The sequence below is a fragment of the Mesorhizobium sp. P3_A8 genome, from assembly GCF_056402995.1.
On record NZ_JBFUGI010000005.1, the window covers coordinates 43802 to 67588 of the forward strand.

General features: G+C 62.4%; 21 protein-coding genes. 19 read left to right on the forward strand and 2 right to left on the reverse strand.

Annotation, left to right across the window (positions count from 1 at the left end; all coding sequences use genetic code 11):
* The first annotated feature begins 44 nt into the window (after window positions 1–44).
* The 9 genes from AC1DX4_RS13335 (at window position 45) to AC1DX4_RS13375 (ending at window position 9077) form a co-directional block, all read left to right on the forward strand.
* Complete coding sequence (locus AC1DX4_RS13335; RefSeq protein ID WP_477220737.1) at window positions 45–938, forward strand: LysR substrate-binding domain-containing protein; 894 nt, start codon at window positions 45–47, stop codon at window positions 936–938.
* 506 nt (window positions 939–1444) lie between these two features.
* Entirely contained in the window at window positions 1445–2866 is a 1422-nt protein-coding gene (locus AC1DX4_RS13340) for an LLM class flavin-dependent oxidoreductase (RefSeq protein ID WP_477220738.1), read from the forward strand.
* On the forward strand, window positions 2866–3633 hold the full coding sequence (locus tag AC1DX4_RS13345) for an ABC transporter ATP-binding protein (protein WP_477220739.1): 768 nt from the start codon (window positions 2866–2868) through the stop codon (window positions 3631–3633). The genes AC1DX4_RS13340 and AC1DX4_RS13345 overlap by 1 nt, the downstream gene beginning before the upstream one ends.
* Before the next feature lie 8 nt (window positions 3634–3641).
* The gene (locus tag AC1DX4_RS13350; RefSeq protein WP_477220740.1) at window positions 3642–4523 is read left to right on the forward strand and encodes a branched-chain amino acid ABC transporter permease; all 882 of its coding nucleotides are present in this window, start codon (window positions 3642–3644) and stop codon (window positions 4521–4523) included.
* Between the two features lie 11 nt (window positions 4524–4534).
* Window positions 4535–5584 carry a branched-chain amino acid ABC transporter permease gene (locus AC1DX4_RS13355; protein WP_477221087.1) on the forward strand — a complete coding sequence of 350 codons (1050 nt, stop codon included), beginning with the start codon at window positions 4535–4537 and terminating at the stop codon, window positions 5582–5584.
* A gap of 95 nt (window positions 5585–5679) precedes the next feature.
* Window positions 5680–6747 carry an ABC transporter substrate-binding protein gene (locus AC1DX4_RS13360; protein WP_477220741.1) on the forward strand — a complete coding sequence of 356 codons (1068 nt, stop codon included), beginning with the start codon at window positions 5680–5682 and terminating at the stop codon, window positions 6745–6747.
* The gene (locus AC1DX4_RS13365; protein ID WP_477220742.1) at window positions 6716–7000 is read left to right on the forward strand and encodes a hypothetical protein; all 285 of its coding nucleotides are present in this window, start codon (window positions 6716–6718) and stop codon (window positions 6998–7000) included. Before AC1DX4_RS13360 ends, AC1DX4_RS13365 begins: the two co-directional genes overlap by 32 nt.
* A 28-nt stretch (window positions 7001–7028) precedes the next feature.
* A complete protein-coding gene (locus AC1DX4_RS13370; RefSeq protein WP_477220743.1) occupies window positions 7029–7799 on the forward strand; it encodes an ABC transporter ATP-binding protein in 771 nt (256 codons plus the stop codon).
* A 48-nt stretch (window positions 7800–7847) separates the two neighbouring features.
* Window positions 7848–9077 (forward strand): acyl-CoA dehydrogenase family protein, encoded by a 1230-nt coding sequence (locus tag AC1DX4_RS13375; protein WP_477220744.1) that lies wholly within the window; start codon window positions 7848–7850, stop codon window positions 9075–9077.
* A 333-nt stretch (window positions 9078–9410) separates the two neighbouring features.
* On the opposite strand, the gene AC1DX4_RS13380 is transcribed toward AC1DX4_RS13375, so the two are convergent.
* The gene (locus tag AC1DX4_RS13380) at window positions 9411–10076 is read right to left on the reverse strand and encodes an NAD(P)H-binding protein (protein ID WP_477220745.1); all 666 of its coding nucleotides are present in this window, start codon (window positions 10074–10076) and stop codon (window positions 9411–9413) included.
* Window positions 10077–10320: 244 nt separating this feature from the next.
* Here AC1DX4_RS13380 and AC1DX4_RS13385 point away from each other — a divergent pair, with 244 nt between their 5' ends.
* Window positions 10321–11235 carry a LysR family transcriptional regulator gene (locus AC1DX4_RS13385; protein ID WP_477220746.1) on the forward strand — a complete coding sequence of 305 codons (915 nt, stop codon included), beginning with the start codon at window positions 10321–10323 and terminating at the stop codon, window positions 11233–11235.
* 89 nt (window positions 11236–11324) lie between these two features.
* Here the strand turns inward: AC1DX4_RS13385 and AC1DX4_RS13390 are convergent, their stop codons facing one another.
* Window positions 11325–11714, reverse strand: coding sequence for an ABC transporter substrate-binding protein (locus AC1DX4_RS13390; protein WP_477220747.1), 390 nt, complete (start codon window positions 11712–11714; stop codon window positions 11325–11327).
* 664 nt (window positions 11715–12378) lie between these two features.
* Here AC1DX4_RS13390 and AC1DX4_RS13395 point away from each other — a divergent pair.
* The 9 genes from AC1DX4_RS13395 (at window position 12379) to AC1DX4_RS13435 (ending at window position 23750) form a co-directional block, all read left to right on the forward strand.
* The gene (locus AC1DX4_RS13395; RefSeq protein ID WP_477220748.1) at window positions 12379–13410 is read left to right on the forward strand and encodes a substrate-binding domain-containing protein; all 1032 of its coding nucleotides are present in this window, start codon (window positions 12379–12381) and stop codon (window positions 13408–13410) included.
* Window positions 13411–13508: 98 nt separating this feature from the next.
* Window positions 13509–15044, forward strand: a complete 1536-nt coding sequence (locus AC1DX4_RS13400) for a sugar ABC transporter ATP-binding protein (protein ID WP_477220749.1) — start codon at window positions 13509–13511, stop codon at window positions 15042–15044.
* 19 nt (window positions 15045–15063) lie between these two features.
* On the forward strand, window positions 15064–16050 hold the full coding sequence (locus AC1DX4_RS13405) for an ABC transporter permease (protein ID WP_477220750.1): 987 nt from the start codon (window positions 15064–15066) through the stop codon (window positions 16048–16050).
* A 24-nt stretch (window positions 16051–16074) separates the two neighbouring features.
* Window positions 16075–17055: a sugar-binding transcriptional regulator gene (locus tag AC1DX4_RS13410; protein ID WP_477220751.1), complete on the forward strand. Its 981-nt coding sequence runs from the start codon at window positions 16075–16077 to the stop codon at window positions 17053–17055.
* Window positions 17052–18047 (forward strand): aldo/keto reductase, encoded by a 996-nt coding sequence (locus AC1DX4_RS13415; RefSeq protein WP_477220752.1) that lies wholly within the window; start codon window positions 17052–17054, stop codon window positions 18045–18047. The genes AC1DX4_RS13410 and AC1DX4_RS13415 overlap by 4 nt, the downstream gene beginning before the upstream one ends.
* A gap of 19 nt (window positions 18048–18066) precedes the next feature.
* Entirely contained in the window at window positions 18067–19764 is a 1698-nt protein-coding gene (locus tag AC1DX4_RS13420; RefSeq protein ID WP_477220753.1) for a glycerol-3-phosphate dehydrogenase/oxidase, read from the forward strand.
* Entirely contained in the window at window positions 19755–20597 is an 843-nt protein-coding gene (locus AC1DX4_RS13425; RefSeq protein ID WP_477220754.1) for a class I fructose-bisphosphate aldolase, read from the forward strand. The genes AC1DX4_RS13420 and AC1DX4_RS13425 overlap by 10 nt, the downstream gene beginning before the upstream one ends.
* Window positions 20598–20619: 22 nt before the next feature.
* Window positions 20620–22134 (forward strand): FGGY-family carbohydrate kinase, encoded by a 1515-nt coding sequence (locus tag AC1DX4_RS13430; RefSeq protein ID WP_477220755.1) that lies wholly within the window; start codon window positions 20620–20622, stop codon window positions 22132–22134.
* A complete protein-coding gene (locus AC1DX4_RS13435; RefSeq protein ID WP_477220756.1) occupies window positions 22098–23750 on the forward strand; it encodes a GMC family oxidoreductase in 1653 nt (550 codons plus the stop codon). Before AC1DX4_RS13430 ends, AC1DX4_RS13435 begins: the two co-directional genes overlap by 37 nt.
* Window positions 23751–23787: the final 37 nt, after the last annotated feature.

Here is a 23787-nt window from a genome sequence, read left to right on the forward strand (position 1 = left end):
ATTAGATGCTAGTATCGGCAAGAAACAATAAGGAGCACTAATGAATGAGGCGAGAGGACATGACTGACCTGCTCGCGCTTGTGGCCGTCGCCAGGGAGCGCAGTTTCACCCGGGCGGCCGCCCAGATGGGAGTTTCTCAGTCTGCGCTGAGCCAAACCATACGCGGGCTAGAGGATCGACTCGGGATCAGGCTTTTGACGCGCACCACCCGCAGTGTGTCCACCACGGAAGCCGGCGAGAGGTTGATCAGGACGGCTGCGCCGCGACTGGAAGAGATCGAGTCGGAATTGGCGGCGTTAAGCGACTTGCGGGACAAGCCCGCCGGCACGGTGCGCATCACCTGCAGCGAAAACGCAGCCGATACAGTCGTGTGGCCGAAGCTGGCCGCGGGTCTCGCCGGGTTTCCGGACATCAAGGTTGAACTGTACATCGATCATGGCTTCACCGACATTGCCGCAGAGCGCTTCGATGCCGGCGTGCGTCTGGGAGAGAGCTTGGAAAAGGACATGATTGCCGTGCGCATCGGGCCTGAGGTAAGGCTGGTGCCGGTAGGATCTGCCGCCTATTTCTCACGAACCCCCCGGCCAGAAACTCCGCAAGACCTCATCCGGCACAATTGCATCAATCTGCGCTTGGCCACGTTAGGCGGTCTTTACGCCTGGGAATTTGAGAAAGACGGCCGCGCCCAGCGCGTTCGTGTCGATGGGCAACTGACCTTCAACACCATCAGGTCCCTGGTGACGGCTGCAATCGCCGGCTACGGCATTGCGTTCGTACCCGAGGACAGCGTCTCCGAGCACCTGGCCAAAGGCACACTGATAGAGGTGCTCAGTGAATGGTGTCCGCCCACGTCTGGCTTTCACCTCTATTATCCAAGCCGGCGACAGAACTCGCCGGCGTTCCAGACCGTCGTCGAACTGCTGCGCCATCGAAAGTGATGCATCAGCCTGGAGCCATCGTCCAAAAAGACTGATTTCGAACATGTCCGAGCTGTGAGCCGCCTGTCCGCTTTCGGCCCCCATTGCGGTCATTCTGGAACATGGCCGGCGCGTCGAGCGCCATGATCGATCCCTGCGAAAGCCTGAGCAGCACGACGCGATCAAGGGCGTTCGAAAATCCGTGTTGGTCGGATCAGACTGGCGATGACCGCGTCAAAGCCGGGCCGCTGCCATCGGGCGAATCGGGGCTTTCGAAGACGAAGCCGGACAGCGCGGATGCCTGCACCCCCCGAGCACTGCCAGAACACCTAAGCACCAGCAAAAGCTTGATGCAGATCCATTGGAGGTTCAAAGGCGATCTGTCCAAGCGTGCCATGATCCCGGCTCAAGGCGAAATAATAATTCTATATATAATCCATAGACATTATATTCTGTCTTCGTTGACGGCCGCCTTATCGGTAGGTTCCTCCCGCAGTCGCCCGACAGGGCTATCAAAGGAGTGACGGATGGGTCGGCATATTCGCTTCAACGCTTTCGATATGAATTGCGTTGGCCACCAGTCCCCTGGCCTCTGGAAGCATCCACGCGACAAGTCGTGGAAATACAAGGACCTGGACTATTGGCAGGACCTGGCTCGCACGCTCGAGCGCGGTATTTTCGACGGCATATTCATCGCCGACGTCATCGGCTATTACGACGTCTACAAGGGCTCGAACTACCACGCGATCGAGCAAGCGGCGCAGATTCCGGTCAATGATCCCTTGCAGCTCGCCGCGCCGATCGCGCTTGCCACCGAACATCTCGGCATCGGTATTACCGCCTCGACCTCGTTCGAACACCCTTACACCTTCGCCCGCCGTCTTTCGACCGCCGACCATCACACCAAGGGCCGCGTCGGCTGGAACATCGTCACTTCGTATCTGGAAAGCGGCGCCAAGAATGTCGGCCAGGCCGGCCTGAAAAGCCATGACAACCGCTATGAGGTCGCGGCCGAATATGTCGAGGTGCTCTACAAGCTGTTCGAAGGCAGTTGGGAAGAGGGCGCGGTGCAGCGTGATCCGGTCCGTGGCATCTTCACCGACCCAAGCAAGGTGCATGAGATCGGCCACAAGGGCAAATTCTTCGAAGTGCCTGGCTACCATCTGTCGGAACCGTCGCCGCAGCGCACCCCGGTTCTCTATCAGGCGGGCGCATCTGGTCCCGGCAAGGCCTTTGCCGCTGCGCATGCCGAGTGCGTCTTCGTCGGCGCGCCGACCAAATCGCTGCTCAAGGCCTATGTTTCCGAAATCCGCCAAAAGGCCGCTGCCGCCGGCCGCGATCCGAAGAAAGTTCTGATCTACAACCTCACCACGCTGATCATCGACGAAACCGACGAAAAGGCCCGGAAGCGCTTCGAGGAGTATCAGAGCTATACGTCCTATGACGGCTCGCTCGTATTCATGTCCGGCTGGAGCGGGATCGACTTCGGCCAGTATGCGCCGACCGACGCGCTCAAGAAGGTCGAGACCAATGCCATCGTTTCGATGGTCGAGCATTTCGCCGGCAAGGACAAGGCCTGGACCGTCGAGGAGCTGGCGAAATGGGGCGGCATCGGCGGCGTTGGCCCGGTCTTCGTCGGCTCGCCCGGCACCATCGCCGACATCCTGCAGGAATGGGTCGATGAAACCGATGTCGACGGCTTCAACCTTGCTTATGCGGTAACGCCCGAAAGCTTCGAGGCCGCCGTCGACTTGCTCGTACCGGAATTGCAGAAGCGCGGCGTCTATCCCACCGCCTACAAGCCCGGCACATTGCGCGAGAAGCTGTTCGGCGACGGACCCTATCTTCCCAGGACGCATCCCGCCGACGCGTACCGTGACATCGAGGCCGTCAAGCGCCGCGAAGCCGACCATGCTTCGGCGGCCCGTCTGAAATCCGTGAATGCGTGATGGCTGGCCTGCTCGAACTCCACGACGTGTCGCTGTCTTTCAAGGGGGTACGAGCCCTCAACGCGCTGAGCTTCAGCGTCGCCAACGGTGAGATCTGCGCCTTGATCGGGCCGAATGGCGCCGGCAAAAGCTCGCTTCTCAACGTGATCAACGGCGTCTATCGCGCCGACGCCGGCGACATCGTCTTCGACGGGCTGCGCTTCGAGGCGATCCATCCGCAGAAGGCAGCCCATCTCGGCATCGGCCGGACCTTCCAGCACAATGCGTTGTTTCGGCGCCTGTCGGTGCGCGAAAACGTGCTGGCCGGTCTTTCTCGTCATGGCACCGCCAGCTTTTTCGAAAACATCTTCCGGCTGGGCAGGGACAGCGCCGAGCGCCGCGGCTTTCATGCCCGCGCCGAGCGCACCATGGCTTTCCTCGGGCTCGACCGTCATGCGGACAGCATAGTTTCGACGCTGCCTTATGGGCTGCAGAAACGCGTTGATCTGGCCCGCGCATTGGTCTCCGGCCCCAAGCTGCTGCTGCTCGACGAACCGATGGCCGGCATGAACCAGGAGGAGAAGGAGGAGATGAGCCGCGTGATCCGCGAGGTCAATCGCATCTTCGGCTCGACCGTGGTGCTGATCGAACATGATGTCGGCATCGTGCTCAACCTCGCCAGCCATGTGGTGGTGCTCGACTACGGCCGCAAGCTCGCAGACGGGGCACCCGACGAGGTGCGCAAGAACCCCGACGTGATAGCCGCCTATCTCGGCACGGTTCACTGAGGAAACTCATGTCCTATTTCCTTGAAACACTGGTCAGCGGTCTGTTTGCCGGAGTGATGTACTCACTCGTCGCGATCGGCTTCGTGCTCATCTACAAGGCATCCGGGGTCTTCAATTTCGCACAAGGTGCGATGCTGCTGTTTGCGGCGCTGACCTTCGTCACCTTGACCGAGAAAGGCATGCCCTTCGCCCTGGCCTTCATCGTCACATCGCTTGTCATGGTGGTGATGGCGATGCTGATCGAGTGGCTGGTGCTGCGGCCGCTGCGAAACCGCGATCCGTTGACGCTGTTCATGGCCACTCTGGGATTGAGCTATGTCATCGAGGGCTTTGCCCAATTGCTGATGGGCATGGATGTTCACATGCTCGATCTCGGCATCCCCGATGTCGCCGTACAGGTCGGCGGCATCTACGTCAGCCAGTTCGACATCATTGCCTCGTTGATTGCGCTAGCGCTGGTCGCCACGCTGGCCATCGCTTTCAACAAGACACGCATGGGCATCTCGCTTCGGGCGGTGGCTTCCGACACGCTTGCGGCGCAGTCGATCGGCATCCGCCTGCCTGCCATCTGGCGCATCGTCTGGAGCGTAGCCGGCATCGTGGCCCTGGTTGCCGGCCTTGTCTGGGGATCGCGCCAGGGCGTGCAGTATTCGCTGTCGCTGGTCACGCTCAAGGCGCTGCCGGTGCTGATCATCGGCGGCTTCTCCTCCATCCCGGGCGCCATCGCCGGCGGCCTGCTTGTCGGCGCGACCGAGGCCTTGGCCGACATCTATATCGGCCCGCTGGTCAATGGCAGCGTCTCCACCTGGTTTGCCTACATCCTCGCTGTCGGCTTCCTGCTGGTGCGTCCGGCCGGCCTGTTCGGCGACCGCGAAATCGAAAGGGTCTGATCGTGACCACGCTGCAGGAATCCGCCCCGGCCAAGCCGCTCCGCCAGCCTGCCTTCGGGGTTGGCACCCTCGCTATCGTCGCTGGCCTGATTGCCGCCTTTGCGGTGCCGGCCCTTGCCGACGATTACTGGCTGAGCTCGATCATCATCCCGACGGTGATCATGGGGCTTGCCGGCATCGGGCTGAACCTGCTGATGGGTTATACGGGGTTGGTGTCGATCGGTTCGGCTGCCTTCATGTCGATCGGCGCCTTCTCGACCTACAATCTGCTGCTGCGGGCGCCGTTCCTGCCGCTGCCGGTCGTCCTGATCCTTGCCGGCCTGATCGCGGCTGCTGCCGGTGTCATCTTCGGGCTGCCGTCGCTGCGCATCAAGGGCTTCTATCTCGGCGCCTCGACGCTGGGCGCCCAGTTCTTCTTCGAATGGCTGTTCACCAATTTCAGCTGGTTTTCGAATGACAGCCAGTCGCTGACCATCTCGGCGCCTCGACTGCAGATCCTCGACTACGACCTGCAGTCGGCCACCGGCCGCTACTATCTGGTCATTGCCACCACGGTGCTGCTCATCGCGCTGGCCTTCGCCATCGTGAAAAGCCGGGTCGGCCGCGAATGGATGGCGATCCGCGACATGGATGTCGCCGCCTCGGTCATCGGCATCAGCGTTGCGCGCCGCAAACTGCTGTCCTTCGGCATAAGCTCGTTTTTCCTCGGCATCGCCGGCGCGCTCTGGGCCTTCGGATATCTCGGCACCTCGGATGCGCATGCGTTCAATCTCGATAAATCGTTCCAGATCCTGTTCATCGTCATCATCGGTGGCGTGGCAACCATCTTCGGCAATTTTCTCGGTGCCGCCTTCATCGTGCTGACGCCAATCCTGCTCGACCGGCTGTCGCTGATCATCGATTTGTCATTTCTCGGCGATCAGGGCGCGCTGGCAAACCTGCAGCACATCATCTTCGGCACGATCATCATCGTGCTGTTGATCAAGGAACCGGATGGATTGTCCGGTCTCAGAAGGCGCGGCGTGGAAGCCCTGCGCTCGCGAGCACGATCATCCAGTTGAACTCAGACAGGCGAGATACCTCGGCGCCGGGTCTTTCGCCTCCTCCCAAGCATTAGTCGTCACTTTCTCAAAATCACTCAAACAAGGGTTGCACCATGTCATTGCTAACCAAGACCATGTCGCTGGCGGCCGCTGCCGCGATGGCCGTCACGCTGCTGAGCAGCGCGTCCTTCGCCGAAGACGGCACCGGCCAACAGCTCTATCCGCTGTTTACCTACCGCACCGGGCCCTACGCTCCATCGTTCATTCCGTTCGGTGCCGGCAACATCGATTATCTCCGCTACATCAATGAGGTCGAGGGTGGCGTCGATGGCGTCAAGATCCTGGTCCAGGAATGCGAGACGGCCTACACGATCGAGCGCGGCATCGAATGCTACGAGCGCTACAAGAACGGTTATAACGGCGCGCTGACGGCGGCAATCTATCCGCATTCGAGCGGCCTCGACGTGGTCCTCACAGACAAGGCTCGCATCGACAAGATCCCGATCGTCAGCCCTGGCGGCGGCCAGAACATCGCCACCGACGGTCGCGTCTTTCCCTACCAGTATCCACTGGTGTTCGACTACTGGAGCGAAGCCCAGATCATCGTCGATTACATCGCCCAGCAGGCCGGTGGCTATGACAAGCTCAAGGGCCTGAAGATCGCCACGCTCTATCACGATAGCGGCTATGGCCGCGACACGATCGAGCCGCTCGGCATCCTCGCCAAGAAATATGGCTTCGAAGATATCCAGATCCCGGTTCCGCATCCCGGCGAACAGCAGCAGACGCAGTGGCAGCAGATCCGCCGTGCAAACGCCGACTGGGTCTTTCTGCGCGGCTGGGGCGTGATGACGCCGGTGGCGATCAAGACAGCGGCTCGCGTCGGCTTCCCCGCCAATCGCATCATCGGTGATATCTGGAGTGGTTCGGAAGACGATGCCCGTCCGGCGGGCGCCGCCGCCAACGGTTACCTCGCCGTCTCGGTCTTCCCGCCGGGCACCAACTACGGCATCCTGAAGACGCTCAAGGCGGATATCCTCGACAAGGGCAAATCCGACCTTAAGGACAATTTACAATTACGGCGTGATCGAAGCCATCACCTTCGTCGAGGCGCTGCGCACCGGCCACAAGAAATTCGGCAACAGGCCATTGACCGCCGCCGAAGGCCAGTGGGCGCTTGAAAACCTCGACATCGATCAGAAGCGGATCTCCGAGCTTGGCGCGGAAGGCCTCATCAGCCCGCTGAAAACCTCGATCGACAACCACAAGGGCGAAACCATCGCCGCCAAGATCATCCAGTGGAACGGTCAGTCCTGGGACACCAGGACCGATTGGATCAAGGCCGATGCCTCGCTGTTTGCCGACGTCATCAAGGCAAAGGCCGCAGCCTACGCCAAGGAAAAGGGCATCGAGCCCCGCGTTGCAACGAACTGACACCAAACCGCATAGACAGGATCGACCCATGACCATTGCACAAAGAAGCTTCCTCGAGATCCAGAACATGGAAGCGCTCTATGGTCAGGCGATCCTTGCTGTGCGCGACGTGTCGCTCAAGGTCGAGCAGGGCAAGATCGTTGCCCTGCTCGGCGCCAACGGCGCGGGCAAGACAACGACGCTGAAGGCGGTTTCCAATCTGCTCGGGCCTGAGCGCGGCAAGGTCAGCCGCGGCAGCATCCTCTGGCAGGGCGAGCAGGTCAGCAGCCTCTCGGCGTCTCGGCTCGTCGCCAAGGGTGTCGTGCAGGTGCTGGAGGGCCGTCATTGCTTTGCGCAATTGACGGTCGAGGAAAACATCCTCTCCGGCGGCTTCGTCCGCAAGCCGAGCCGGGCAGACCTGCAGCGCGACGTCGAACGGATCTACACTTGGTTTCCGCGCCTCAAGGAGAAGCGCAAGGTCAAGGCCGGCCTGACGTCGGGAGGTGAACAGCAGATGCTGGCCATCGGCCGCGCGCTGATGACCAAGCCGAGCCTGGTGCTGCTGGACGAGCCGTCAATGGGTCTTGCGCCGATCATCGTGCAGGAAATCTTCGAGATCATCCGCATCCTCAACAGTGAGCAGGGCGTCAGCTTCCTGCTTGCCGAGCAGAACGCCAATCTCGCGCTTCGCTATGCCGACTACGCCTACATCCTCGAAAACGGTCGCGTCGTTCTGTCGGGAACGGCAGAGGAACTGCGAGCCCGTGAGGATGTCCAGGACTTTTACCTGGGCGGTGCCAATGTCGCCAGACCACACTGACCGCCTCGCCCGCGCCGGGTGAGGTCGCTAATTTCAGGACAATGCAAAATGACACAGATCGATACCGCCTGGGGCGCGGGCCCCAGCGCTCGCTATGAGACACTGGCCGAACGGTTCCGGCCGATATTTGCTGAGATTGCCGCCGGTGCGGTTGAGCGGGAGCTTGGCCGGGAACTGCCGGTGGCGCAGATCGCGAAATTGAAGCAGGCGGGCCTGGGCGCGCTGCGCATACCCGAAGCCGAAGGTGGTCTTGGCGCGACGCTGCCTGAACTGGCCAACATCCTGATCGAATTGTCGGCGGCCGATTCCAATATCACCCAAGCTCTGCGCGGTCATTTCGGGTTTGTCGAGGATGTCGTCAACAAGACATCCGGCGAGAGCCGCAAGCGCTGGGCAGAGCGCATTGCCCGCGGCGAGATCGCCGGCAATGCCTGGACCGAGATCGGCGACGCAAAACAGGACGCTTTCTCGACCCGCATCTCGAACAAGGATGACAGGCTGGTGCTCAACGGCACCAAATACTACACCACCGGCTCGCTGTTCGCCGACTGGATCGATGTCGGTGCGACGGGGCTCGAAGGGGAAGGCATCGTCTTGCAGGTGCGCCGCGACGATCCGGGCGTGAATGTCGTCGACGACTGGGACGGTTTTGGCCAGACGCTCACCGCCAGCGGCACCACGATCTTTACCGATGCCACGGTCGACCCCGGCGATGTCGTCGTCGACGACGATAAGTTCCGCTATGGCGCCGCCTTCTACCAGCTGGTGCATCTTGCCACGCTCGCCGGGATAGGCCGGGCGATAGCCAACGAGACCGCCGCCGCCGTTGCCGCGCGCAATCGCTCCTACTCCAATGCCGCCGGCCCGCGCTCAAGCCAGGATCCGCAGGTGCTTCAGGTCGTCGGCCGTATTCGCAGCAACGCCTATGCGGCCGGCGCCATCGTTTTGCAAGTCGCGCAGGCCATCGAACGCGCTTACCAGGCACACTTTGCCGGCGATGCCGAATTGGAGGAAAAGGCCAATGCGGTCGCCGAACTCGAGACATCGCAGGCGGTGACGGTCGTCACGAATCTGGTTCTTGAGGCGTCGACGATCATCTTCGATGCGCTGGGCGCATCCTCGACCAGAAAACCGATCGGCCTCGATCGCCATTGGCGCAACGCTCGTACCCTGTCGTCGCACAACCCACGCATCTACAAGGATCGCATCGTCGGCGACTACGCAGTCAACGGCACGCCACCACCCTATCAATGGCGCATCGGACGCAGCCCGTCGTAAGCCAGGACGTCACGCCGCCCATAGTTTCGACGCAGTCCAGCGCACGCCCGCAGGGTCTATCAATCCGTTCGTCGGTTTGAACCCTGCGGCACCGCGCCTACAGATACGCTGCTGGTTTCACCGGTGCTGCGGCTTCACAACTTAGCGCATCAGGTTTGCGATGAAGCCATTCGGCTCCGTCAATTATCGTTTTGATGGGATATGCGTTCGCTTGGCCGAACACGAAAATCACGATGCCTGTCAAGGGTTCCGACGATCTCAACAAAGACGCGGAAGATTGCCACCAGACTCCTGGGGGGCTTGGCCGGCTTCGCCCTATTCAGCTGACTATGGTCAAGCCGGAACGTCTCCGCTCGCAGTGGGCAGCCCCACGACATCCTTTGAAGTAACCATATGGCGTCCGGGTGCTGGTGCGACCGCCGCTTCAACAAGGATGGCAGCTATTCGTGAGGCAAGGTTTATGTGGAGCGCTCGAGGCAACAACGGCTGAAGAGCAGCCGCTATCGGCAGCACGATACGTTCAGCCAGCCGGAACTCCGCCCGATCGCCGCCGATCATGCCTGGTCGCACGATCGTAAGAGACTTGAAGCCGATACTTGCAATGTCACGTTCAGCTTCACCTTTGACGCGGCAGTAATACAGGGGAATGGAGAGCGACGCGCCGGGAGAGGAAACGAGTGCGAAAGACTCCGCACCCCGCTCATGGGCGAGTTTCGCAAACGCAATCGGCAGCTCATAGTCGATATGCCGAAACGCCTCCTTTGACCCAGCCTTCGCCGGGGTCGTTCCCAATGCGCAAATCACGGCATCGACGCTCCCGATCGCAGCATCCGGCAGCAGCATGCCCAGTTCCGGTGCGACCGGATTAACAAGCTTGCCATGAGCGGGAAGGCTGCGTCGCGACGGCGCAACAACCTGGTCGACCCGCGGATCCGCCAGAGCCTGTTGGAGTGCCGTCGCGCCAACGAGGCCCGTTGCGCCGAGTATCAAGATTTTCATGCAATGTCCTAGTGCCATTGAAAACCAACGCTGCCAGCCTGGCGGAGCCCGGCAGGCCCCCGTCGCGGGGACGATTGGCGTATCATCAAGTTTCGGGGATCATCACGGGGTCGCGTCGCGAAAAGGGTCCTATCGCCATCCCTGGTTCGGACGCCTCGTGAAAGCTTCTTTCTACCAGATAGCGGTTTGGCTGAGAGTTGATAATCTGCGGATTGGTAGGGTCACTTCATAGGCACAGTAAGAAATGCTCGATCGCATCACCGGAATGCAGGTGTTCTCCCGCTCGGCTCATGCCGGCAGCATTTCGGCTGCGGCCCGGCAAATGGGCCTGTCTCCCGGCATGGCGACGAAACATCTCGACGCCCTGGAAGAGCGGCTCGGCGTCAGGCTGTTTCACAGAAGCACGCGAAAGCTCACGCTCACCGAGCCCGGGCAGCAATATCTTGAACTCTGCACGCGCCTGCTGCCGGAGCTTGACGAAGTGGAGGCTCTGATTGCTTCTCAGCGGGTCGAGGCCTCAGGGCTTCTGCGGCTCAACGCTCCGCTATCGTTCGGCGTGCGCTACCTGGCGCCACTGATCCCGGCTTTCACCGAAAAGCACCCGAAGGTTACCGTCGATCTCGGCCTGAATGACCGGGTGGTGGATCTGACGGACGAAGGCTGGGATCTCACGATCCGTGTCGGGCGCCTGAAGGACAGCCGTCTGATTTCCAGAAAGCTCGCCGAAAGCTCGATGATCGTCTGCGCGGCGCCCACGTACTGGGTGAAGCACGACCGCCCTGAAGTCTGGGCGGACCTTCAGCAACACAATTGCCTGGGGTTTGCATTCACCAACATCGCAAGGCCCGATGAATGGTTTTTCGGGCGCAACCGGGAGCGCAGCATTGCCGTCAAGGGCACGCTGCGGGCCAACAATGGCGACGCTCTGGTTGCGGCCGCTTCCGCCGGCCTGGGTGTCCTCTACGAGCCGCAATTCATCGTTGCCGAGGCAATCCGGCAAGGCCTGCTGGAAGCAGTCGAACTCGATCAGCCGACTGCCGACCTCGGCGGTATCCACTTGGTCTACGCGCCTGACCGCTCCCCGCCCGCGAAGGTCCGGGTCATGATCGATTTCCTGGTTGCTGCCTTCACGCCGCGACCGCCGTGGGATGTCGATTGACGCCGGTGCCGCATTCGACATTGCACACTGCAGGGTAAAAACTGAAACGGTCGGTGAGCCATGGCCTGATGGTCTTGGCGTAATGTTGGTCAACCGCCCACCTTGCCGATGACGACCACCTTGCCGCCGCGCAAGCCGACAATCTGCAAAGGCGTGTGCGGGTGATTGTGCGCATCCATCGCGTAGGTCCCGCCATGCAGTGCCGGCATCCGAGACGATTTCAGCGCGCTCTGAATATCCGCAGGGCTGTCCGAATTCGCGCGGTGGATCGCGTCGACGACCAGGCGGGTTGCCTCATAGGCGAAGAACGAGCGCTGGGTGGGCATCAAACCAAAGTGGGCGCGATAGGCCTGAACAAAATCCTGGACGCCTTGTGTGTCTTCGGTCGGCATGAACACGGCTATGCCTGAAGCCTTGTCGAGACCGCCGGATGCGACGAATTGCGGGGAGGCGGCTGCGAGCGCCGTGGCCGCGCGCAAAGCTCAGATCACGATTGTTGAGCGACGCGGCTTCGATACGCACGCGAGTTTCGCATGCGCCCACGTCGCGGCTCGGAAGTTCGACACGCTTCAACCCGCCGATGCCGCCGCCTGACTGAAGTTGATAGGCCTTCATAAGAAAGCTCCTTGATCATGTTGGTGATCGACAGATCTCACACCGCGTAAACCGCCCGTCTGAGGGCCAATGGAAATTCACCCGTCATGCCCGCGACTGCGGTGTTGGTCAGCGCGACGACGGAAAGGCCGATCGCCGAATCGACCCAGAAATTGTTGCCGTAGACACCGGCCCAGTTTCACGCGTGGAGGTCGCCGTTAACTTGCGGTTGTCTCCACAAGGTGACAATCGGGCCGGGGAGACATTCAGTTCTTACTGCCAGTCAGAAATTGCCTTTTGCGTCGCGCGCCAACTCGATACGGAGACTGTGGCGGGAGTTGCGCTCGTTGCGCCGCCGTCTCTGGGCAGTTCTAAAGCCTCGATGTGAAATATATTTCACTATGTGAATTATATTGACAATGGAACGCCGGGCTGTAATGTCCCGGTCGTCGGCTTTCGGAGGAAGGTCGGCTTCATCAAATCCATACGGCAGCGCTCGCAGAGCGTCTGCAACGGTCATTGAGGATGGCTTCGGCCAAGGGAGGAAACTTGCGCAAATTTCTGAGCACGCTCGCAATCGCGGCGGCTGCATCGACCTGTCTTGGGTCCATGCAGGCACGCGCCGAAACCCCAAACCCGTTCAAATGCGAGCCGGGTGAAAAATACGTCATGAACGTCATGGTCTCGGGCGTCGAATACTGGTTCCCCGTCTATGAAATGTTCAAGCAGGCCGGCCAGCAGTTCGGCTGCGAGACCGCCTATACGGGCACGCCGGAATACGACGTCAACAAGCAGATCGCGACCTTCGACCAGGCGCTGGCGCAGAAGCCGGCCGGTATACTGGTGCATCCGATGAACTCCGATCCATTCATCGAGCCGATCAACCGCGCCATCGAACAGGGCACCGCCGTGGTGACCTTCGCCGCCGACTCGCCCAATTCCAAGCGCGTCTCCTACATCACCTCCGACAACAATGCCGAAGGCACCTATGCCGCCGACGCCGTTGCCAAGGCGATGGACGGCAAAGGCGAATATGCCGTGCTGGAAAATCCCGGCCAGGACAATCACGACAAGCGCGTCAACGCCTTTGTCGCCCGCATGGAAGCCAAATGGCCTGACATGAAGCTCGTCGGCCGCGCCGCTTCGAACCAGGATCCGACCAAGGCCTACCAGGCAGTGCTGAGCCTGGCGCAGGCGCATCCCGACCTCGGCGCCGTGTTCATGCCGGAAGCCAACTCGGCCATCGGCGCCGCGCAGGCCGCCAAGGAAGGCGGCGGCAAGATCCGCGTCATGCTGGCCGACGTCAACGCCAAGATCCTCGACATGATCAAGGCCGGCGAGATCTTCGGCTCGGTCAATCCGAACCAGGGCATGCAGGGCTATATGGGTTTCATGCTGTTGTGGATGGCCAAGCATCCGGGCCTGATCGATCCGATGAACGACGCCAAGCGTTCGGGCTTCAACCCGATGAGCGTGCCCTTCGTCGACAATGGCTTCTCCATCGTCTCCAAGGAAAATGCGGACGACTTCTACTGGGACAAATACCTGAAGCGCCGCGGCACCAAGGGCATCGAGGAATAAACTCGCTCTTGCTACCCCGGCCTCCGCAAGGCCGGGCCAACCGGGAAGGAGGCCATGGCCTCCTTCCTCCCCCCGCAGGTTCATCGCAGGAGCATGGCGTGACCCAGGCGCCCATTCTTGAAATCCGCGGCCTGTCCAAGGCGTTTGGCCCGGTCAAGGCGCTGAGCGACGTGCAGTTCGCGCTGCGACGCGGCGAAGTCCACGCGCTGTGCGGCGAGAACGGCGCCGGCAAGTCGACGCTGATGAACATGATCGCCGGCGTGCTGCAACCCGATGAGGGCGACATACTGATCGACGGCGAGCGGGTTTCGATCCTGTCGCCGGCGGCCGCCCAACGCCTCGGCATCGCGCTCGTCCATCAGGAGATCGCGCTCTGCCAGGATGCCACGGTCGCGGAAAATATCTACATGGCCGCGATCAACAGCCGGCGGGCGCCGCTGATGAATTTCCAGAAGCTCTATGCCGATGCCCAGAAGGTCATGGACCTGCTTGCCCCCATTCCGGTGCGCACCAGGGTCGCCGATCTCTCCATTTCCAACCAGCAGCTCGTCGAGATCGCCAAGGCGCTGACGCTCGACTGCAAGGTGCTGATGCTTGACGAGCCGACGGCGGCATTGACCGAGAGCGAGGCGCGGCGCCTGTTTTTGATCGTGCGCGGGCTCAAGCAGCGCGGCATTTCGGTGGTCTATATCAGCCACCGCATGGCTGAGATCTTCTCGTTGTGCGACCGCGTCACCGTCTTTCGCGACGGCCGCTACGTGGCGACCGACCCGATCGCCGCCGTTTCGCCTGATGACGTGGTGCGCAAGATGGTCGGCCGCGAAATCACCCAGCTCTACCCCGACAAGCTGGCGCCGAAAGAAGCTGGGCGCTTGCTCCTTTCGGTTGAGGGCCTTTCCGATGGCCGCCGCTTCGCCGACGTCGATCTGCAGCTTCGCGCCGGCGAAATTCTGGGCATTGGCGGCCTCATCGGGGCCGGCCGCAGCGAGATCGCGCAGACGATCTGCGGCCTGAAGCCGATGACGGCAGGAACCGTTGCGCTCGACGGAAAGCCATTGCGGCCGCGCAGCTACGGCGATGCGGTCAAGGCGGGGCTGGTCTATCTCTCGGAGGATCGCAAAGGCTCCGGCGTGTTCCTCGATCTGCCGATCGCGCAGAACATCTCGGCGCTCGACCTCGCCAGGCTGACGGGGCCACTCGGCCTGCTCGACCGCAAGGCCGAGGATCGTCAGGCGCGGGAACTGACCGGCAGGCTCGGCGTGCGCATGGCCGGCATCGAGGCCACCGTTTCGACACTGAGCGGCGGCAACCAGCAGAAGGTCGCCATCGCCAAGCAATTGTCCGTCAACCCCAAAGTCATCATCATGGACGAGCCGACACGCGGCATCGACGTTGGCGCCAAGGTCGAGATCCACCGGCTGCTGCGCCAACTTGCCGACAGCAGTGTCGGTGTCGTCGTCATCTCGTCGGAACTGCCGGAGCTGATCGGCCTGTGCGACCGCGTCATGGTGGTGCGCGAAGGCAGGATCGCCGGCGAACTCAATGCCGGCGAACTCGGCGAGGAGGCCATCATCATGCTGGCATCGGGTGTCCACAACAGTTCAAACCAAAGGCAGGCCCAGAATGTCGCCTAGGAACTCAGGAGAAGCGCTCATGCATGCCGAGATACCGGCCGCGGGTCGCGGGCGGCGCGTCAATTTTGCCCGCCTTGCGTCGATGCGCGAAGCCGGGCTGATCGTCATCATCCTGGCGCTGTGCATCGCCATGAGCTTTGCCTCGCCGCACTTCCTGACATGGGGCAATTTCCGCGCCATGCTGATGAGCTTCTCCATCGAAGGCATCGTCGTCGTCGGCATGACCATCCTGCTCATCGTCGGCGGCATCGACCTGTCGGTCGGTTCGGTCGTGTGTTTCTCGATGGTTGTCTCCGGCGCGCTGTTCCTCGCCGGCCTCGATCCCTGGACGGCAAGCCTGATCGGCATCGGCGTCAGCGCGCTGATCGGCGCGGCGATGGGCTTCTTCGTCACGGTGATAGGCCTCAATCATTTCATCACCTCGCTGGCGGCGATGGTCATCGTGCGCGGCATGTGCCTGGTCGTCACCAAGGGCACGCCGTTGTCGCTGTTCACCTTGCCGCCGGCTTTCAAGGCCATCGGTCAGGGCAGCTTCAATAACATCCCCTATGTCATCCTGATCTTTGTCGTGGTGGTGGCGATCTTCGATTTCCTGCTGCGTCGCGCCACGGCCTTTCGAAAAGTCTTCTACACCGGCTCCAACGAGAAGGCCGCGCAGTTCTCCGGCATCAGGACCAAACAGGTGAAGTTCTGGGTCACGGTGCTGTGCTCGACGCTGGCCGGGCTGGCCGGCGTCATCTACATGGCGCGCTTCGGTGCGGCGACGCCGACCTTCGGCGCCGGCATGGAGCTCAACATCATCGCCGCGGCCGTCATCGGCGGCGCCTCGCTCAATGGCGGCTCCGGCACCATCTTCGGGGCGATCCTCGGCATGGCGCTGCTCTCGGTGGTGACCAGCTCGCTCATCCTCCTCGATATCTCGGTCTATTGGCAGGACATGATCAAGGGATGCATTCTGCTCGCAGCCGTATCGATCGATCACTTCCTGCATCGCAAGAAGTCCTGACCTCAAGCGCACCGAAGCAACACCATGGCCCCTCCCAACACCCGCGACGACATCGCCGCCGTCCGCCAGATGCACCAGGCGCTTGTCCTGCATTACGTCGAAGGCAAGACCCAGGCCGAGATCGCCGTGGAACTCGGCCTCTCGCACGCGACCGTCAACCGGCTGATCAAGCGCGGCCACCAGCTTGGCCTGGTCGAGATCAAGATCAAGTCGCCGATCGATCATCTGGTTGAACTCGAGGCGCGGCTGGTGGCGCTGGGCGGTATAGAGCGGGCGATGGTTGTGCCATCGGTCTCCGAAAATCCGCACACGGCCCTGCAGCGGGTCGGCGAGGCGGCGGCTGGGCTGCTGCTCGACACCATCAAGGACGGCGACACCATTTCGATCACCGGTGGCAAAGGTGTCAGCGCGCTGGTCGCCGGTCTCAAGCCGGGGCGCCGATACGACGTCGAAATCATCCCCGCCACCGGCCTGGTGCAGGGCAAGCACTATACCGACGTCAATCACGTCGCCTCACTGATGGCCGACAAACTCGGCGGCCGCGCCTACCAGATCCATGCGCCGCTGTTCGCCGACACCGCGCAGCAGCGCGAGATGCTGATGGGCATCAGCTCCGTCGCCGACGTGTTTCGCAAGGCGCGCGAGGCCGATGTCGCGGTGGTCGGGGTCGGCTCCATCCTGACCGACGATTCCAGCTACTACGATCTGCATCCGTCCTCGAATGCCGACCGCCAGGCGATCCAGAAATCCGGGGCGACGGGCGAGTTGCTGGCCCATCTCATCGATCGCCAGGGCAAGCTCTGCAACTACTCGCTCAACCGTTCGCTGGTCTCGCTGACGCTCGACGAGTTCGCCACCATCCCACGCTCGATCGGCATCGCCAGCGGACCCAGCAAGGTCGCGCCGATCCTCGCCGCCATGCGCGGAAACCATCTCGACACCATCGTCACGGACGAGGCCACCGGGCTCCAGATCCTCGAGTTGGCCAAACAGGAGGCAGCATGAATTCTCGACAAATCCAGCGGCAGATCGGCAAGTCCGGCATATCGGCGTCGGCTGTTGGCTTGGGCACCTGGGCGATTGGCGGATGGATGTGGGGCGGCACCGACGAGAAGGAATCGGTGCGCGCCATCGAAGCCTCGATCGACGCCGGCCTCAGCCTGATCGACACCGCACCGGCTTACGGCCTTGGCCGCAGCGAGGCGATCGTTGGCACCGCCATCAAGGGCAAGCGCGACAAAGTGGTGATCGCGACCAAATGCGGGCTGAACTGGCATACCGGCAAAGGGGGCCATTTCTTCGACCAGGACGGCAAGCCGGTGCATCGCTATCTCGGGGCTGACGGCATCGCCTACGAAGTCGAGCAGAGCCTGCGGCGTCTCGGCACCGATCATATCGATCTCTACATCACCCATTGGCAGGACCCGACGACGCCCATCGCCGAGACGATGGTGGTGCTGGAAAAACTGAAGGCGGCCGGCAAGATCCGCGCCATCGGCGCCAGCAACATCAGTGCCGATGATCTTGGCCACTATATCGACGCCGGCCAGCTCGATGCGATCCAGGAGCGCTATTCGATGATCGATCGCGAGATCGAGGGCAGCCTGCTGCCGATCACCCGTCGCCATGACATCGCCACCCTCAGCTATTCGTCGCTGGCGCTTGGCCTGCTCACCGGCACGGTCGACCCCGGCCGCACATTCGGCGGCGACGACCAGCGCAAGGACAATCCACGCTTCTCCACGGCCAACCGGCAAAAGGTGGCGAAGCTGAAGGAGGCCATCGCCTCGATTGCCGCAGACCATCAGGCGTCGATGGCCCAGATCGTCATCGCCTGGACGCTCGCCCAGCCGGGCATCACTTTTGCCCTGTGCGGCGCGCGCAATCCCGAACAGGCGCTCGACAATGCGCGGGCCGGCGAGATCACGCTTGCGGCAGGCGAACTTGCGGCAATCGACGCCGCAGCCGCCGCGCATCTCACGGCGATGGATGCCTGAGCAAAAAGGCAGCAGTCCAATGAACCGTAGCGATACAACAGCCGCTCTGCGCGAACGGCCTGATATAGCCGTGCTCGTCATCGGCGGCGGCATCAACGGCATCAGCGTCTTTCGCGAACTGGCCTTGCAAGGCGTCGATGTCGTGCTGGCGGAAAAGGACGACTATTGCAGCGGCGCCAGTGCCGCCCTGTCGCGCATGGTGCATGGCGGGCTGCGCTACCTCGAAAACGGCGAATTCAAACTGGTGCGCGAATCGCTGCTCGAACGCGATCGCCTGCTGAAGAATGCCCCGCACTATGTGGCGCCCCTGCCGACGACGGTACCGATCTTCGACATGTTCTCCGGCCTTGCCAATGGCGCGGTGCGTTTCCTGGGATTGACGAGGCGGCCCAGTCGGCGCGGCGCGCTGGTGATCAAGACTGGCCTTGCCATGTATGACCTGTTCACCGCCGCACGGCGGTTGATGCCGACGCACCGATTCCGGGGACGCGCCGAGACACTGAAGACATGGCCGGCGATCAATCCGGCGATCCGCAATTCGGCGACCTACTATGACGCCTGGGTGAGCCGGCCCGAACGCCTCGGCCTGGAGATGCTGCTGGACGCCATGGCGAGCGGGGCGAACGCGCGCGCCTTGAATTATGCGCAGGTGTCATCGAACGGCGACGGCCTTGCCATCACCGACAGGCTGACAGGCGAACAACTGCCGGTGCGGCCGCGATTGGTCATCAACGCCACCGGCGGCTGGATCGACCTGACCAACAAGGCAATCGGGGCGGCGGCGCAGAGAATGATGGGCGGCACCAAGGGCTCGCATCTCATCGTCGACAATGACGAACTGCTCGCAGCGCTCGGCGGCCATATGGTCTACTACGAGAACGAGGACGGGCGCATCTGCATCCTGTTTCCCTATCTCGGCAAGGTGCTGATCGGCTCGACCGACATCCGGATCGACGATCCCGACCAGGTCCGATGCGAGGAGGACGAACAGCGCTACATCCTGCAGTCGCTCGCCTTCGTCTTTCCCTCGATCAAGGTGACCGACGACCAGATCGTGTTCCGCTTCGCCGGCGTGCGCCCCTTGCCCGCCAGCGAAGACAGCTTCACCGGCCGCATACCGCGCGACCACTATTGCGAGTTCGTCGAGGCGAGCGGGGATCTGCCGGCGACACTATGCATGATCGGCGGCAAGTGGACGACGTTTCGTTCGTTCGGAGCATTGGCGGCTGGCAGTGTGCTGGAGCGCCTCGGGCTCGAACGCAGTGTGGGTACAGAGGATATGGCCATCGGCGGCGGTCGCGACTTCCCTGCCGATCAGGAGAGCTGGTGCGCGTCATTCGCGCTTGAATACGGCCTGACGGTCGAGCGCGCGCACACACTTCTGCAGCGCTACGGCACGTCTGCCGTGGACTTCGTTTCGCGCCCCGCGGGCGAACAGATGCTGCCGCGGTCCGACTACTCGGCAAGCGAAATCCGACACATCATCGAGCATGAGCAGGTCGAGTGCCTTGCCGACCTGTTCCTGCGCCGCTCCACCATCGCCATTTCGGGTGGTCTGAGCTTCGACCTCATCAGCGCCGTTCTCGACATGCTGGCCGATCACAAAGGCTGGAATGCCAGCGAGGCCGTCGCCGAGCGCTCGACCTTCCTGGCCTTGCTGGCAGACCGGCACGGCATCGACCTCCAGACGCATCAAAGGAGCGCCCTATGCGCGTAAACAAGAAAGTCCGCATGAACCGGCTGTTCGGCGGGGGGCGCTGCCTCGACGTGGCCATCGATCATGGCGTCTGCAACGAGCCGAGTTTCCTGGCCGGGCTGGAAGACATGGCCGGTGTCGTCAGCCAACTGGTCAAGGCCGGTCCCGACGCCATCCAGATGAATTACGGCCAGGCCGATCTGTTGCAATCCGTGCCGGGCAAGGACAAGCCGGCGCTGGTCATGCGTATCGACATGGGCAATCCTTACAACAAGACGCGCCACCGGGCGATGTGGGCGGTGCTGCAGAACGAAGCCGAGCCTCTGCTTGGCGCCATCGAGATGGATGCGGCCTGCGTCGTGGTGAATTTGTTCATGCTGCCCGACGAGCCCGACCTGTTCAGGCAATGCGTGCAGAACATCGCGCGTGTGCGCGCCGATTGCGAGAAATACGGCCTGCCGCTGATGATCGAGCCGCTGGCCATGCTGCCGGTCACCGAACATGGCGGCTACATGGTCGACGGCGATGCCGAAAAGATCGTCACCTTGACCCGCTTGGCGCGCGAGATGGGTGCCGATATCATCAAGGCCGATCCGACGACCGATCCCAATGACTTCCACCGCGTCGTCGAGGCCGCGCGCTGCCCGGTGCTGGTGCGTGGCGGCGGCAAAGAGGATCTGCGCGCGGTGTTCGACAAGTCCGCTGCCTTGATGGCGCAAGGCGCGCTCGGCATGGTCTATGGCCGCAACATCTACCAGCATGCCAACCCGAGTGCTGTCGTGCGCGGGCTGATGGCGATCATTCATGACGATGCCGATGGCCGCGTGGCCTGGGACCTGTACAACCAGGCATAGGCTGCGGCCTCGGGAGGCGCCAATGGCAAACTACATTCTCGGTCTGGACGCCGGCAACACTGTCATCAAGGCTGTCCTCTTCGACCTGTCGGGGCGCGAGCTGGCGCTCGCCGCCCACGATGGCCGCTCATCCATGCCGAAGCCCGGCCACGTCGAACGCGACCTCGACGAACTCTGGCGCAACGCGGTTTCGGTCATTGGTCAATGCATCGCCGAGGCCGGCATCGACGCCGGCGAGATCGTCGCCATCGGCTGCGCCGGCCATGGCAACGGGCTCTATGCGCTCGATCGGGCGGGGGCGCCGCTGATCGGCATCCAGTCGCTCGATACCCGCGCCGTCGGCATTGTTGCCGAGTGGGCCGAACGGCATGTCGGTGACCGCACCTATACACACTGCCTGCAACGGCCATGGGCGGCGCAGACACCGACCCTTCTTGCCTGGCTCAAGCGCTTTTCGCCGGCCTTGTTCGCCAGCATCGGCACGGTCTTCCTGTGCAAGGATTTCGTCGTCAATCGGCTGACGGGCGCACGCTGCAGCGATACATCAGACATGTCTGGCTGCGGCCTGCTGCAGATGCAGGACCGGCGCTATGAACCGGACCTGCTTGCCGCCTACGGGCTCGGCGATTGCATGGATCTGTTACCGCCGGTGCTGGAATCGGCCGACATTGCCGGGCATATCAGCGAAGACGTGGCGGCCCTGACGGGACTGCGTGCCGGCACGCCTGTCGTGGCCGGGTTGTTCGACGTCGTCGCCAGCGCCGTCGGTTCCGGTGTGACCCGAACCGGAGCTGCCTCGGTCATCGCCGGAACCTGGAGCATCAACCAGGTCATCACCGACGAGCCGATCCGCGATCCTTCGATCTTCATGCTGTCGACCTTCGATCGCCAGCGCTATCTGGCGATCGAATCCAGCGCGACCTCGGCCGCCAATCTCGAATGGATCGTTCGCGAATTCCTCGAGCACGGCGGCGAAGCCGACCAGTCACCATTCGAACTGTGCAGCGAACTCGTCGCCTCCGTCGATCCCGAGGGCGACATCCCCATCTACCATCCCTTCCTCTACGGCTCGCAGCAGAATGGCCATGCGCGCGCCGGCTTCTACGGTATCGCCGGCTGGCACGGCCGGGCGCATCTGTTGCGCGCGCTGTTCGAGGGTGTCGCCTTCGAGCACAAGCGGCATGTCGAGACGCTGCACAAGGCCGGCGCCGATTTCGATGAGGTGGTGCTGTCCGGCGGCGGTTCGCGCAGCAGCGTCTGGCCGCAGATCTTCGCCGATGTGCTTGGCGTGCCGGTAACCGTGGCGCGCAGCCGCGAGACCGGCGCACTTGGGGCGGCGATCGCGGCAGGCACCGGCGTCGGCATCTTCGCTGACTACAGCGCCGGCGCCGCGGCCATGACGGCGGCCGCCCGACGGTTTGTACCCAACGGGGCGGTTGCCGAGGCGTATGCAGGGCGTTATCGACTCTATGGCGAGATCAACAAGGCGATGGTGCCGCTATGGGAACGCTTCGCCGGACAGCAGGCCTGCACGTGACTGAAACCTCATCATCTCCGTTCGGCGACTACGACTATGTCATCGTTGGTGCGGGTTCCGCCGGCTGCGTGCTCGCCAACCGGCTCTCCGCCGATCCGCGCAACAAGGTGCTGCTGCTCGAAGCCGGCGGCAGTGACCGCTATCACTGGGTCGATATCCCGATCGGCTACCTCTTCTGCATGGGCAACCCGCGCACCGACTGGATGATGAAGACCGAGCCGGAAGCCGGTCTCAACGGACGCAGCCTCAACTATCCGCGCGGCAAGGTGCTTGGCGGCTGTTCGTCGATCAACGGCATGATTTACATGCGTGGCCAGGCAGCCGACTATGAGGGCTGGCGGCAGGCCGGCAATGTCGGCTGGGGCTGGGATGATGTGCTGCCGTATTTCCGCAAATCGGAAGACTATCATGGCGTCAATAGCGCCATGCACGGCACCGGCGGCGAGTGGCGGGTCGAACGGCAGCGTCTGTCCTGGCCAATCCTCGACGCGTTCCGGGACGCAGCCGAGGAACTCGGCATTCCCCGCACCGACGATTTCAACACCGGCACCAATGAAGGCTCGGGCTATTTCGAGGTCAACCAGCGGCGGGGCGTGCGCTGGAACACATCGAAGGCGTTTTTGCGCGGCATTGCGGCGCGCAAAAATTTGCGCGTGATGACCGGGGCCGAGATGGAACGGCTCGAATTCGACGGCCGGCGTGTCACCGGACTGGTCTTTCGCCAAGGCGACCGCCTGCATAGGGTCGGCGCCGGACAGACGATCCTTGCCGCCGGCGCCATCAATTCGCCGAAGCTGCTCGAACTGTCGGGGGTGGGGCGCCCCGATCTGCTTTCGAGTATCGGTGTGGATGTTCGTCATGCCTTGCCGGGCGTCGGTGAAAACCTGCAGGATCATTTGCAGCTCCGCACCGTCTTCAAGGTCGCCAATGCCGCGACGCTCAACCAGCGCTATCACAATCTGATCAGCCGCGCGTCGATGGGGGTGGAATACGCGCTCAAGCGCAGCGGGCCGCTGTCGATGGCCCCGAGCCAGCTCGGCATTTTTGCCAGGAGTGATTCTCGCCTCGCGACACCCGATCTGGAATACCATGTGCAGCCGCTGAGCACGGACCGGCTTGGCGAGCCGCTGCATCGCTTTCCCGCGGTCACTGTGTCGGTCTGCAATCTGCGCCCGGAAAGCCGGGGCACGGTGCATATGGGATCGTCCGATCCGCGCGAGGCGACGAAGATCCGGCCGAACTATCTATCCACCGAGGGAGACCGCGGTGTCGCCATCGCTTCGCTGCGCCATGTCCGTAGCCTGATGAAGGCGCGGGCCGTGGCACGCTTTGCGCCCGAAGAGATGCTGCCCGGCACACAATATGAGAGCGACGAAGATCTCATCGGCAAGGCCGGCGATATCGGTACGACGATCTTCCATCCCGTCGGCACCTGCAAGATGGGCTCGGACTCGATGGCGGTGGTCGACGATCGGCTGCGTGTTCACGGGCTTGCCGGACTGCGCGTGGTCGATGCCTCGATCATGCCGACAATCGTCTCGGGCAACACCAACTCTCCGGTCGTCATGATCGCGGAAAAGGCTGCGGAGATGATCTTGCTGGATCCGCGCCAGTGATGTTGTGGCCATATGCGGCGTCCTGCTGATGCCGAAG